The following is a 12214-nucleotide window of genomic DNA, read 5'->3' on the forward strand; positions in this document are numbered from 1 at the left end:
TCCCGAGCTGGACGTTTGTCCCCTCTCCCTTCCAGGGAGAGGGTTAGGGTGAGGGTAAACCGATCAACAAGGAGCAATGATGAGCATTAAACGTTATGGCGTGGGCGGCAGTACCGGCACCGGCGGGCAGCCGCTACCTTTTGCCAAAGCCGTAGAAGCGGCCGGGTGGCTGTATGTGTCCGGCCAGACGCCGATGAAAGACGGCGAAGTGGTTGAAGGCGGGATTGTCGACCAGTCGCGGCTGGCGATTCAAAACTGCGTGGATATCATGACCGAAGCGGGCTACACCCTCGCTGACGTGGTCCACGTGAAGGTCTACCTGACTGACGCCCGCTACTTCCAGTCCTTCAATAAAGTGTTCCGGGAGTTCTTCGGTGACCACCCACCGGCCCGTGTGTGCTGCGTGGCGGACCTGGTGGTGGACTGTAAAGTTGAAGTGGATGTGACCTGCTACCGCGCCGACCGGGGTTAATCGCCTAGCGGCTGCCTGTCTGCCCCGCCGCGATGGCTGTCCAGCGCCAGCTTGATGCGGCGCAGCCGGTCCTTCGCCTGGCTTTTGTTGGCCATCGCCAGTTCGGTGGCCAACACATCAATCATCGCCAGCATGGCGTAACGCGAAGTGCTCGGCTTAAAAATGTAGTCGTTCTCGCGAATAATCAGCGGTAATACGATATCGGCCTGTTCAGCCAGAGGTGTTCCCTGCGGGGTAATGGCGATGATCTTTGCGCCGTACTGGCGGGCAATCGCCGCGCTCTCCACCACTTCCGGCGTGTAGCCTCCCAGTGATAGCGCCACCACCACATCGTTGGAGGCCACCGACGCCGCCATCATTCTCGCCAGCAGGCCATCGCTTTGGCTCACCACCGGCAGGCCCAGGCGAAAGAGACGAAACTGTAACTCCTGCGCGCAAATGGTTGATCCGCCGCCCATGCCCAGCGCCAGGATTTGCCGCGCGTTGCTCAGCCAGGTCACGGCCTTGTTGAGTGACTCCGGGTTTAGCGCGCGGCGGTTGATATCCAGCACGTTGATGATGGTTTCGTAGATCCCCTGCACGCCTTCGAGGTCCGGCACGTCGAGAATAAAGCGCTGCCCCACCGCCAGCGACTGGGCGAGTTTGACCTTCAGTTCGCGCACGTCCTTGCAGCCGATGGCGCGGGCAAAGCGGGTTATCGACGCCTGGCTGGTTTGCGTCTGGCGCGCCATTTCCGAAATGGGGAGCGCCGCGGCGGTTTGCACGTCGTCCAGAATAAACTGCGCAATGCGCTTTTCGGTGGCGGTCAGCTCAACGAAACGGTCGGTGATGCAGGAGATAATATCGATGGTGTAGCTCATGGCGCGACCCTGGTACTTGTGCAAAAAAGAGAAGGTACTTTGTACCATAAAACCGTTGCCAGGGTCGCTTCACTCGGATTCAGAATGGCTCACTAATCGCTTCCATACGTCGTTGCTTGATCGTGGCCCGAATAAACGCGGCGATGAAGACCAGGGCAGAAAGCACAACGATGGTCGGCGCGGGGGCGCTGTCGATAAAGAAGGAAAGGTAGACGCCAAGAAACGACGTGACGATAGCCTGCCCAAGCGCGACCAGCATCATGCCTTTAAAGGTACGGGTCAGCAGCGAAGCGATAGCGCCTGGCGCGATAAGCAGGGAAATCGCGAGGATAATCCCCACCGCCTTCAGCGCCGCGACGATGGTCAGCGAAACCAGGCAGAGCAGGCCATAGTTCAACAGCTTCACGTTCAGGCCGGAGACCTGGGCCTGAATCGGGTCGAACGCATGCAGCAGCAAGTCCCGCCATTTTAGCCCCACAACAATTACCGTTAGCAGCACGATAGCGCCCGTTTGCAGAATATCGCTGCCGCTGACGCCCAGCATGTCGCCGAACAGAATATGGTCTAGATGGATATCTGGCTTCAGGTAGACGTAGAGCACCAGCCCGGCGCCAAACATGCCGGAGAAGACGATGCCCATCACCGTGTCGCGCTTGATGCGGCTGTTGTCCTGCAGGTAGCCGGTGGCGAAGGCGCAAAACAGCCCGGCCACGAACGCGCCGAGGCCCAGCGGCAGGCCGACCATCCAGGCGATCACCACGCCGGGGAAGACCGCATGGCTCATGGCATCGCCCATCAGCGCCCAGCCTTTTAGCACCAGGAAGCAGGAGAGCAGCGCACACGGAATGGCGACCAGCGTGGTCATGGTCAGAGCGTTGATCATAAAGCCAAACTGGAAGGGCGAAAGCAGCGTGTCTAACAGGCTCATGGCGTTTGCTCCAGGCTCAGGCGCGCGCGCCGACGGTTAGCCAGCAGGCCGTGTTTGGGGGCAAACACGAAGGTCAGCAGGAAAATAAGCGTTTGCAGCACCACGATAATGCCGCCGGTGGCGCCATCGAGGAAGTAGCTTATCCAGGTGCCGAAGGCGCTGGTAAAGGTGCCTAACGTGACGGAAATGATCAGCAGTTTCGGGAAACGGTCGGTCAATAGATAAGCCGTTGCGCCCGGCGTGACCACCATGCAAATCACCAGAAACGCGCCAACGGTTTGCAGCGCCGCCACGGTGGTGGCCGACAACAGGGTGAAGAATAATCCTTTTAGCCACAAAGGGTTAAGGCCAATGGACCGCGCGTGGTTTTCGTCGAAGAAGGTCACCATCAGGTCTTTCCACTTCAGCAGCAGAATCGCCAGTGAGACAAAGCCGATGATCGCCAACTGCACGATATCCGACGGGGCGATGGCGAGAATATTGCCGAGCACGATGGTCTGGATGTTTACCGACGTCGGATTGAGCGACACCATAAACAGCCCGAGGCCAAAGAATGACGAAAAAATAAGGCCAATAATGGTGTCTTCGCGCAGGCGTGTGCGCTGGTTTAAAAACAGCATGGTGCCTGCGGCGAGGCCACCGGAGAAAAACGCGCCGATGGAAAACGGCAGGCCGAGCATATAGGCTCCGGCTACGCCAGGCACGATGGAGTGGGAAAGGGCGTCGCCGATCAGCGACCAGCCTTTCAGCATCAGGTAGCAGGAAAGAAAGGCGCACACGCCGCCGACCAGCGCTGATACCCAGATGGCGTTAAACATGTAGCCATAGCTAAACGGTTCGAGCAGGACGGACATTACGGCTCCCCTTTTAACGGCGCGCCGTGGATAAACGGCCTCTCGTCGTCGGTGAGGACGCTGGTTTCTTTCCCGGTTAAGGTGACGTGGCGCAGTACGCCGCTGAACGCCAGTTCCAGGTTTTCTTGCGTAAAAGTGACATTGGTCGGGCCGCAGGCCAGCACGGTGCCTTTCACCAGCACGGTGTAGTCGCAATAGTCGGTCACGGCGCCAAGGTTGTGGGTTGAAACCAGCATCGTGCGGCCTTCGTCCCGCAGCTCGCGCAGCAGGGCGATGATCTGCTCTTCCGTTTTCACGTCCACGCCGGTGAACGGTTCGTCCAGCAGAATCACCTGGCCGTCCTGGGCAATTGCCCGGGCGAGGAACACGCGCTTTTTCTGGCCGCCGGACAGTTCGCCAATTTGTCGCTTGCGGAACTCACTCATGCCGACGCGGGCGAGGGCGTTGTCTACCGCCTGTTTGTCGGCCTTGCCGGGAATGCGCAGCATTCCCATGTGGCCAAATCGGCCCATCATCACTACGTCTTCCACCAGCACCGGGAACGTCCAGTCCACGTCCTCGGACTGCGGCACATAGGCCACCAGGTTGTGGCGCAGTGCTTTTTTCGTGGGCATATCCAGAATCGAGATGCTACCGCTGGCCAGGCGCACAAAGCCCATGATCGCTTTAAACAGCGTGGATTTCCCGGAACCGTTGACGCCGACCAGCGCCGCAATGGTGCCGGTCGGGATTTCAAAGCTGGCAGCCCGCAGCGCGGTGTGGCCATTGCGATAGGTGACGCTGGCGTCCTGAACGACTATGCCGGGACGACGACTCATTTTTTCAGCCCTGCATTGATGCCGTTCACGATGGTGCTGGTGGTGACGCGCAGCAGATCAAGATAGGTGGGTACCGGGCCGTCTGCGGCACTTAAAGAATCGACATAAAGCACGCCGCCATAGTGTGCGCCAGACTCCCGCGCCGCCTGGCGAGCAGGTTTGTCGGAGATGGTGCTTTCGCTGAAGATCGTTGGGATCTGGTATTGGCGAATGCTGTCGATCACTTTGCGCACCTGCTGCGGGGTGCCCTGCTGATCGGCATTGATCGGCCACAGATAGAGTTCTTTCAGGCCAAAGTCGTTGGCGAGGTAGGAAAAAGCGCCTTCGCTGGTGACCAGCCAGCGCTTATCCGCCGGAATTTTTGCCAGTTCGTTGCGCAGCGGCTCGATGGTCTGCTGAATTTTCTGTTTGTAGGCTTCGGCGTTGCGGGTATAGGTCGCCGCGTTGTCTGGATCGTATTTGACGAACGCATCCCGGATGTTATCGACATAGATCAGCGCATTTTGCGGGGACATCCATGCGTGAGGGTTAGGTTTACCGTTATAAGGGCCTTCGGTGATGCCCGTAGGCTGAATGCCGGTGGTGACGACGACTTCGGGCACGCCTTTCAGATGTTGATAAAACTTCGCGAACCAGAGTTCCAGATTCAGCCCGTTGGTCAGGATCAGCTGCGCGCCCTGCGCCCGGCGAATGTCTCCCGGCGTAGGCTGGTATTCGTGAATTTCCGCTCCGGGCTTGGTGATAGACTCCACGTCTGCCGCGTCACCGGCTACGTTCTGCGCCATATCGGCGATGATAGTAAAGGTGGTGATCGCCTTAAATTTTGCCTGCGCCTGAGCGGCACCCAGCAACATCGCCAGCGCGGCGGCGGCAGCGACAATACTTTGCGTTAACTTCAGTTTCCCGGGCATCGTCTTCCCTCACGAGTGATTATAGATTCGGCGTTTATAGCAAGTGCTATAAAACATAGCTGCTGCTATAACTAAATGCAAACTATTATCATTTGTGTGATTTAAAAGAGGGGTAACTCTGGGGATATTAATGACAAAACTCTTCTGTCTATGTTGGATTGGCTAAGGTTCCGTTCACCTCTTGGCCGATTTCCCCTGCACGTTCAGATCACGGTGAACGTGTCAGGGGGCACTACGCCATGCCCCCTGACAACCCCCGGCGCCCGGCGAGCTCATCGCCGCTGAAGCGGTAAACCCACCGGCTATCACCCAAACATTCGGGGTCGTTCGCGATTCGTTCCCGACGATCGCTCTCTTTCGCTGTTCCCGACAGCTCAACCCCGCCTGAGTTGGGTCATAGCCGGGGGCGATGAGAGCCGGGGACAAGGGCGTGGCTTTGAGATCTGAAGCGAATATAACGTTTAAACGTTGCTGTAGGTTAAAAGCGAGGCACGGTTCCGGCTTAAATCGCCTCCGTTTTCTCTCCGACTGGCCAGGGTCCGGCCGTCGGGAACGGCCGGAGGCTGAGAGCGTCGGGAACGCATCTCAGCCGACCCAGGACTGGGAGATAAAACGGAGGTTTGCCGCTTCAGCGGTCGATTTATTTGGCCGGGAGTCCGGGTTCTTAGGGGAGTGACGGTGACTCCCCTAAGACGTTCACCTATGCCGGGTTACATATAAAACAGGGCTGGAAGTGAACGGAACCTTAGCCGACCCTCCATAATCGTGGGTATTTGTGGCTAAGGAACAGCTTTCAACTTGAAAGGCCTACAACCCTAATGCATCAAAATCTGAAGCATTGTGGCGCTCGGCCAACTGCACATCGCCCCAGGTGCGGTTCACGATGCGGCCACGCTTCACCGCCGGGCGGTTAGCGACTTCATCGGCCCAGCGGCCAAAATGTTTGTAGGAGGCAATGTCGAGGAACTCGGCGGATTCGTATAGGCCACCTTTCGCCAGCGCGCCGTACCAGGTAAAGATAGCAATATCGGCGATTGTGTATTCATCTCCGGCGATAAAGCGGTTTTTCTCCAGCTGTTTATCGAGCACGTCCAGCTGACGCTTGGTTTCCATCGCGAAGCGGTTGATGGCGTACTCGATTTTGACCGGGGCATAGTGGTAGAAGTGGCCGAAGCCGCCGCCCAGATAAGGGGCGGAACCCTGCAGCCAGAACAGCCAGTTCAGCGCTTCGGTGCGCCCGGCGATGTCCTTCGGCAGGAAGTGGCCGAATTTTTCCGCGAGATAAAGCAGGATGTTGCCGGACTCAAACACGCGCAGCGGCGGCGTGACGGAGTGGTCAAACAGCGCCGGAATTTTAGAGTTTGGGTTCACTTCCACAAATCCGCTGGAGAACTGGTCGCCTTCGCCGATGCGAATCAGGTGCGCATCGTATTCTGCCCCGCTGATGCCCAGCGCCAGCAGCTCTTCCAGCAGAATCGTGACTTTCTGCCCGTTCGGCGTACCGAGGGAGTAAAGCTGTAGCGGATGCTTGCCGACAGGCAGCGTTTTTTCGTGAGTCGGGCCGGAAATCGGGCGGTTGATGCTGGAGAACTGACCGGCTTCGGTCTTGTTCCAGGTCCAGACTTTTGGGGGCTGGTAGTTGTGTTCGGACATCGCGTGATCTGCCTTCTTATCAGGTTAGTTATCTGATGAAACTATCTTGAAGTGTAGCAAGAGGGAAGAGCCTGCCGGGCTATACCGCCAGAAAAGCGAAAGCCCGGCGTGGCATCAGGCTGGTTTCAGCCCCGGTTCAACGAGGCCGTAAACCTGGTGATTCAGGTGGGAGGATTTTGCCAGTTCTGCGACGTGCGCGGCGACATCGGCCCGCATGACCATACCGTGAATTTCGGGGGTCTGGCTCAGCACAGCTTTGCCGGTGGGTTCACCGTGAAGCAGGCCACCGGGGCGAACAATAGCAAAGTTCAGCGTGCTGGTTTGCAGCCAGCTTTCGGCGAGGGATTTTTCCCGTACCGCCTGACCAAAGGCCGCTTTTGCCCGGTCGGATAAATAAGCCCAGCTTTCTCCGCAGCCTAAAGAGGTGACCAGCACCATGCGTGAGATCCCGGCTTTTTCGGCGCAGTCGATAACTGTCCGGTGCGCCTGGTAATCCTGTGAACCGCCCATCGTCGAAATGACGGTGGCGTCCTTGCCCGCCAGGCGGCAGGCTTCTGCGACAGCGTCTGCGTCGCAGGCGTCGCCGGTAATAACCTGGGCACCTGCCTCACGCAGTTTTGCGGCGGCTTCTTCGTTACGCACCAGTGCAACAACGGGGCGATTTTCTGCCAAAGCCAGCTTCGCGGTTAGCGCGCCTACGCCCTTGCCCCCGGCCCCAAAAATTAACCATGGCGTCATGCAATATTTCCCTTAAGTGTCTCTGCCAGCGCACGAAAAGCTGCCAGCTGGTCTGCCAGTAACTGGCGATGATCGTCGCGCCCGATGAAGATTTTCAGCATCGCGCTGCCCGCCTGATTGAAGAACAGAATCGAGGCGGTGTCCATCCCCATAAACTTGCGCTCCACCAACGCGATGTGGGTGCAGTTGGCCGCTTTGATATGCCCCGTCATGCCTTTTTTGCCGCGCAGGTTAAAATAGCCGTGGCGGTGGAAGCCGGAGGGCAGTTCTCCGGAAAATTCAATAATCACATCGGCGGTGTGTACCAGCGTGGTGACGCTGCCCCATTCGACAACGGTGTCCCAAACGGTGTCGAACTGCTCGCCGCTAACCAGCGCCTGAGCGGGGAGCTGGGAGACAACATCCAGCAGGGTGACATTATATTGTGTGGCAATAGATTCCAGCGTGCCGTCCGGCTGGGTTTTTAAGTAAGCGGCGAGGGAAACGGAAGTCATAGCGTTGCTCCTTGTGGTTTTTTGTCCGTTGTTATGGGGGTATTGAGGGCGGCAACCAGCGTCTGCAGCGACTGGAAGATATTGCTGGCCCAGAAGCGGCCTTCGTCGGTCAGGCGCAGGCAGGTTGAGTCATCCCGGGTCAGGCCAGAGTTGTGCCATTGAGTCAGCAGCGGCTGGAGCAGATGCGCATCGGCGGTTAACTCATCGAGAGGCACGCGGGCGGTTTCAATGCCTGCCTGGAGGCGATGCCGCCAGCGGTAGCCTGGGTCAGTGGTGCGGGCCATCATCATCAGCGGTTTTTTTCCGGCGGCGACGGCGGCGTGCCATGTCTCCAGGTTGCGTTCAACCATCCAGGAGTGGCCGTTAACCGAGCCGCCCGCGCCGGAGCCAAAGGCCAGGCAGTCTGCCCCCTGTTTAATCAGCAGGTTGTAAAGGTTGCGTTCCCGCGTGGTGCGCGCCCAGTGGCTGTTGCTGATGCAGCGCCAGCCTGCGCTGTCCATGAAGTCGCAGCCCTGCAGGTACAAATCCCTGCGTTCGGCTGGGGAAGGCAGCGTGACGCGTCCATTTTCTACAGCTTTACCCAGCGGCGTTTGCGGTAGCAAATTCAGGGCATAAAGATCGACCCCGTCGAGGCCGATGTCCCGCGCGATAGCCAGGTCTTCGGCCCACAGCTTTTGATCCTGCCCCGGAAGGCCAAACAGCAGATCGCAGACCACGGCGGCACGATCGCGTTTGCAGAGGTTTTCCATAAAGCGTCGGGCGGTGGGGCCGTCGGAGGTGCGCGCCATTTTTTTGCGGATTTTGCTGTTAAACGACTGGATGCCGATGGAGAAGCGGTTGGCTCCGGCGTCGAGGCAGGCGTCGATGCGCTCATCATTAAAATTCAGCACCCGGCCTTCAATGGTGATTTCGCAGTCCGGGGCCAGCGGCAGGCTGCGGCGCAAGGCGGTAATGATCCGCGCTAAATCTTTAGCTGACAGCGCCGAAGGCGTGCCACCGCCAAAGTAGATGGCGTGAATGGGGGCCGACTGGTGCAGCGGGCTGCTGGCCTCCAGCTCGATTTCCCTGAGCAGCGCGTCGGTGTAGCGTTCGCAGTGGTCTGCTTCATAACGATTCTGGTAAAAACCGCAGAAGGTACAGTGCGTTGCGCAGAAGGGAATATGGAGGTAAACCAGCCTTTTGCCGGGAGGCGTTGGGCTGGTAATCACCTGTTGCCAGGTGTGCTCCAGCTGTTCTTTGGCGATGGGCATTGCGCCGCGCCACGGCATGGTGGCGTGACGATCCTTAAAGGGTTGCCCGCCGGGGAGCGCAAAGTGCGCCTGGAGATCCAGTTCAGGTTTCATGTTCAACATCGCTCATTTCAAAGTAATCCTTAATCTTTCTGGCCGGACTCGGGCCAAAACTGGTGATGCAGCAGTTCCACGGCCTCTGCGACGCGCGGGCCCATGCCCAGAATCAAAGCCTGATCGATAATGACTATCCGCTTGTTTTTCCAGGCGGAGGTATGGGTGATCCCGGGAATGGCCTTCAGCGCTTCGGGGTTGCCCTGGGTCATTTGAGTCGTCGCGACGATGACCTCAGGGTTGGCGGCGATCATCGCCTCGGTGCTGTAGCTCTGGTACTGACGATGCCGGGCGATATTTTTTGCTCCGGCCATGCTAAGGATGGAGTCGGCCACGCTGCCCGCGCCGGCAACCTGCAGCAAGCTGCCGCCCGCGGAGAGAATAAACATCGCTTTGACGGGGTGTGGCTTCAGCACGTTACGTTTGCTAATCACCTCCAGCCGCTGTTTAAGGTTGGCAATCAGCGCCTCTCCCTGCGGCTGGCGCTGTAAGGTCATCGCCAGAGTTTGAATGTTGGTGTACATCTGCTCGACGGTGGCGGGCACTCGCGGGAGCTGCAGGACATTCACCTTTGCCTTTTCTAACTGCCCGATGACGATGTGCGGCCCGGCGTCCTGCCAGGTAATGAAGCGCCCGGGGCGCAGCGACAAGATCGATTCGCTGCTGAGCTGCATCCAGGAACCGATGTGCGGCAGCTTTGCCGTTTCCGGCGGCCAGGTGGTGGTTTCATCCACGCCAACCATCTGGCTACCCGCGTCGAGGGCATAAACAAGCTCGCTCAGGGAGCCGCCAGCGACGACCAGCCGCTCGCTAGCCTGGCTGGAAAAAGAAGTCGTCAGCGCCAGCAGTGCGGCAAAAAAATGTCTCTTCATCAGAATTTCCACCCAAAGCCGATGGCCGTGTTGAAGCCCGCTTCCGGGATAGATTCGTGGGCGGTCTGGTAGCGTTTGTTGGTCAGGTTGTTCAGCGCCAGGTTGACCAGGTACTGGTCGTTGTCACCAAACTCGGCGTTGACGGCCAGGTTTAACGTGGCCCAGCCGGAGTAGCGCCTTTCACTGTCACCGGTGTTTTCTTTGGCACGGGAGGCCGCGCGAATAAAGGCGTCGGAGGTGATATTCATGGCGTTAAGCATCAGCGTATGTCTGACCCCGAAGCGGCCATTGACGACAGGCTCGCCGGTATCCCAGGTTTTTAGCGAGTCGCTTTCATACTGACGACGCAGGAGATTGCCGCTCAGGTAAGGGGAGACGGCCCAGCCGTTGTACTCCGCGCTCAGCTCAATGCCGTAGGTTTTGGCCCGGTTGATGTTGTCATAAAATCGGTAGTTGGCCCGGGAACTGCTGCTGTTCCCCAGACAGAGGGCTTGCCCTTCGCAGGCTCGTGATGCGACGTAATCTTTGGCTTCTGAATAGTAGACCGTGCTGTCAATCAGCCACAGGTTGCCTTTGTAGCGGGCGCCAATTTCGTAGTTGTTGGAGTGTTCCGGGCGCAGATCAGGGTTGCCGTAAGTCACGCCGCCGCCGGCGGAAGTCTGCATAAACTGCTGCACCAGCGTGGGGAAGACGTAGCCCTGGGCAAAGGCTGCACGCAGCTCGATATCTTTAAACCCGGAGTAATTCAGGCTGGTCGCCGCCACGAACTGGTTATCGCTGGCGGATTTGTTGCCGGTTGCGGTGTGGGTTGTAACGCCGCCTTCGGTTTTTTGTGTGATGCTATCAATGAGTTTGGAGGAGAGCCAGTACTGGCGTGCACCCGCCGTCCATGTCCAGTCATCGGCCAGGTGCCAGGCGTTCTGCGCAAACAGTGAGGTATTGCTTTGTTCCGATTTGTCCTGCGACTGGCTGTGGGTTTCAGTATCAAAGATCCCGGTTTTGGCCGTCTGCCGCGTGTAGCCGCTGCCGCTCTGGTCTACCTTGTCGTGCTGATACTGCGCCCCAAGCACCAGATCGTTTCCGGCGGGCAGGGAGAAGTTTGTTTGCAGCGTGACGCCCTGGGTGTACTGCTTGTCATTGGTCTGGGTCTGATTTTTTACGCTTAGCGCCTGAATGGCCGGCGAAGGAATCACCTGTGTAGTCGCGACTTCATTGTTAAACCGGCGTTCGACGGTTTGGCTGTAGGCATCCAGATGGATTTTTTTCAGGTAATTTCCGTCGACATCAAGGTCGTAAAACAGCCCGATTTTTTCCCGCGTCATTTTCGGGATCCTGACGCTAAAGGCGTCGAACTGTTGGTCTGGATCGTTGTACCAGGTTTGCGTGGCGAGGCTGTAGCGGTCGAGAGACAGGCCAATTTTCTGACGATCGAAACGGTAACCCAGCCACAGTCCCTGGCCGTTATTGCGGAAGTGCGTGTTATCCAGCCGCCCATCCGGGGTTTTTCTGTTGCCCTGGTCCGAGTAGCTGCCGTTGATGCGGTAGTCTAACTGGCCGATGCTGCCCCAGGCGGCGGCGGATTCCTCCCAGCCTGCGGTGGCGGAGTTCCAGGTTGCTTTGACCAGCCCGGCCAACGGCTTATCACCGCCTTTTTTGGTGATGAAATTCACCACGCCGCCGATGGCCTGTGAGCCGTAGAGCACGGAATAGGGGCCTTTAATGACTTCAATACGCTCCAGAGCCGATTCATCCACCAGCAGCCCCGCGCCGTAGTCCTGCCCGGCGCGTTGGTAGGTGACTTGCTGACCATCAATCAGAATCAACACGCGCGATGAGGCTTCGCCCCGGATGCGGATTTGCTTGCGGCCCGCGAGCGCGTTATCGGTGACTTCTACCCCGGGAATATCTTTGAGGTCGTCTGCAATGGAGACGCTGGTGGAGTTTTCCAGCGTTTTGCTGTCAACCACCTGGACGGTAACCGGGCTGTTCCAGAGGTTGGTTTCCGTGCGGCTGGCACTGACGATAATCGTGTCATCAGGCGCGGTGTTTGTCTGGGCGAAAGCGCTATCCGGTGCGGTAAGTGCGCCGGCAATCAACAGAGGTACGACTGAAAAGGTTGCGTAGGTTTCACATTTCCCTGGCATAAACCCATCCTTGTGAACGTTAATGATATTTATTATCGTTCGCCTTTATAGCCAGGAGTAGCGTACATATCCACCGTTTAACCTGCTAACCAGATGCAACTTTGATTTTGGTCAAAGGAGATGGGCC

12 protein-coding genes are annotated in these 12214 nt (G+C 58.1%); 1 reads left to right on the forward strand and 11 read right to left on the reverse strand.

The annotated features are described in order from the left end of the window. Positions 1–79: 79 nt before the first annotated feature. Complete coding sequence (locus F3J26_RS08095; protein ID WP_166867347.1) at positions 80–472, forward strand: RidA family protein; 393 nt, start codon at positions 80–82, stop codon at positions 470–472. Here the strand turns inward: F3J26_RS08095 and F3J26_RS08100 are convergent. The 11 genes from F3J26_RS08100 to F3J26_RS08150 all read right to left on the reverse strand — a co-directional run bounded on the left by F3J26_RS08100 (position 469) and on the right by F3J26_RS08150 (position 12087). Beyond that, on the reverse strand, positions 469–1332 hold the full coding sequence (locus tag F3J26_RS08100) for a MurR/RpiR family transcriptional regulator (RefSeq protein WP_008453334.1): 864 nt from the start codon (positions 1330–1332) through the stop codon (positions 469–471). The genes F3J26_RS08095 and F3J26_RS08100 overlap by 4 nt on opposite strands. Before the next feature lie 79 nt (positions 1333–1411). Then, a complete protein-coding gene (locus F3J26_RS08105) occupies positions 1412–2260 on the reverse strand; it encodes a metal ABC transporter permease (RefSeq protein WP_008453332.1) in 849 nt (282 codons plus the stop codon). Next, positions 2257–3114 (reverse strand): iron/manganese ABC transporter permease subunit SitC, encoded by an 858-nt coding sequence (gene sitC, locus F3J26_RS08110; RefSeq protein WP_008453328.1) that lies wholly within the window; start codon positions 3112–3114, stop codon positions 2257–2259. Before sitC ends, F3J26_RS08105 begins: the two co-directional genes overlap by 4 nt. After that, a complete protein-coding gene (locus F3J26_RS08115) occupies positions 3114–3932 on the reverse strand; it encodes a manganese/iron ABC transporter ATP-binding protein (protein ID WP_166993158.1) in 819 nt (272 codons plus the stop codon). The genes sitC and F3J26_RS08115 overlap by 1 nt, the downstream gene beginning before the upstream one ends. Next, a complete protein-coding gene (locus F3J26_RS08120) occupies positions 3929–4843 on the reverse strand; it encodes a metal ABC transporter solute-binding protein, Zn/Mn family (RefSeq protein ID WP_166993161.1) in 915 nt (304 codons plus the stop codon). Before F3J26_RS08120 ends, F3J26_RS08115 begins: the two co-directional genes overlap by 4 nt. Positions 4844–5650: 807 nt before the next feature. Then, complete coding sequence (gene yghU, locus F3J26_RS08125) at positions 5651–6496, reverse strand: glutathione-dependent disulfide-bond oxidoreductase (protein ID WP_166877451.1); 846 nt, start codon at positions 6494–6496, stop codon at positions 5651–5653. Positions 6497–6610: 114 nt separating this feature from the next. Beyond that, positions 6611–7234, reverse strand: a complete 624-nt coding sequence (locus F3J26_RS08130) for an NAD(P)H-binding protein (protein ID WP_166993164.1) — start codon at positions 7232–7234, stop codon at positions 6611–6613. Further along, a complete protein-coding gene (gene hutX, locus F3J26_RS08135) occupies positions 7231–7728 on the reverse strand; it encodes a heme utilization cystosolic carrier protein HutX (protein ID WP_166993167.1) in 498 nt (165 codons plus the stop codon). Before hutX ends, F3J26_RS08130 begins: the two co-directional genes overlap by 4 nt. Further along, the gene (hutW, locus tag F3J26_RS08140; protein ID WP_166993170.1) at positions 7725–9071 is read right to left on the reverse strand and encodes a heme anaerobic degradation radical SAM methyltransferase ChuW/HutW; all 1347 of its coding nucleotides are present in this window, start codon (positions 9069–9071) and stop codon (positions 7725–7727) included. Before hutW ends, hutX begins: the two co-directional genes overlap by 4 nt. A gap of 29 nt (positions 9072–9100) precedes the next feature. Continuing rightward, positions 9101–9943: a heme/hemin ABC transporter substrate-binding protein gene (locus F3J26_RS08145; RefSeq protein WP_166993173.1), complete on the reverse strand. Its 843-nt coding sequence runs from the start codon at positions 9941–9943 to the stop codon at positions 9101–9103. Beyond that, positions 9943–12087: a TonB-dependent receptor plug domain-containing protein gene (locus F3J26_RS08150; protein WP_166993176.1), complete on the reverse strand. Its 2145-nt coding sequence runs from the start codon at positions 12085–12087 to the stop codon at positions 9943–9945. The genes F3J26_RS08145 and F3J26_RS08150 overlap by 1 nt, the downstream gene beginning before the upstream one ends. Between the last annotated feature and the right edge of the window lie 127 nt (positions 12088–12214).

It is taken from the genome of Enterobacter sp. Ap-867, from assembly GCF_011752855.1.
Classification (GTDB): Bacteria; Pseudomonadota; Gammaproteobacteria; order Enterobacterales; family Enterobacteriaceae; genus Cedecea.

What these genes read in the sequence shown, in the direction of transcription:
- F3J26_RS08095 (WP_166867347.1), top strand. Translation starts at nt 80, where the DNA reads ATGAGCATTAAACGTTATGGCGTGGGCGGCAGTACCGGCACCGGCGGG.
- F3J26_RS08150 (WP_166993176.1), bottom strand. Translation starts at nt 12,087, where the DNA reads ATGCCAGGGAAATGTGAAACCTACGCAACCTTTTCAGTCGTACCTCTG.
- sitC (WP_008453328.1), bottom strand. Translation starts at nt 3,114, where the DNA reads ATGTCCGTCCTGCTCGAACCGTTTAGCTATGGCTACATGTTTAACGCC.
- F3J26_RS08120 (WP_166993161.1), bottom strand. Translation starts at nt 4,843, where the DNA reads ATGCCCGGGAAACTGAAGTTAACGCAAAGTATTGTCGCTGCCGCCGCC.
- F3J26_RS08105 (WP_008453332.1), bottom strand. Translation starts at nt 2,260, where the DNA reads ATGAGCCTGTTAGACACGCTGCTTTCGCCCTTCCAGTTTGGCTTTATG.
- yghU (WP_166877451.1), bottom strand. Translation starts at nt 6,496, where the DNA reads ATGTCCGAACACAACTACCAGCCCCCAAAAGTCTGGACCTGGAACAAG.
- F3J26_RS08115 (WP_166993158.1), bottom strand. Translation starts at nt 3,932, where the DNA reads ATGAGTCGTCGTCCCGGCATAGTCGTTCAGGACGCCAGCGTCACCTAT.
- F3J26_RS08130 (WP_166993164.1), bottom strand. Translation starts at nt 7,234, where the DNA reads ATGACGCCATGGTTAATTTTTGGGGCCGGGGGCAAGGGCGTAGGCGCG.
- F3J26_RS08145 (WP_166993173.1), bottom strand. Translation starts at nt 9,943, where the DNA reads ATGAAGAGACATTTTTTTGCCGCACTGCTGGCGCTGACGACTTCTTTT.
- hutW (WP_166993170.1), bottom strand. Translation starts at nt 9,071, where the DNA reads ATGAAACCTGAACTGGATCTCCAGGCGCACTTTGCGCTCCCCGGCGGG.
- hutX (WP_166993167.1), bottom strand. Translation starts at nt 7,728, where the DNA reads ATGACTTCCGTTTCCCTCGCCGCTTACTTAAAAACCCAGCCGGACGGC.
- F3J26_RS08100 (WP_008453334.1), bottom strand. Translation starts at nt 1,332, where the DNA reads ATGAGCTACACCATCGATATTATCTCCTGCATCACCGACCGTTTCGTT.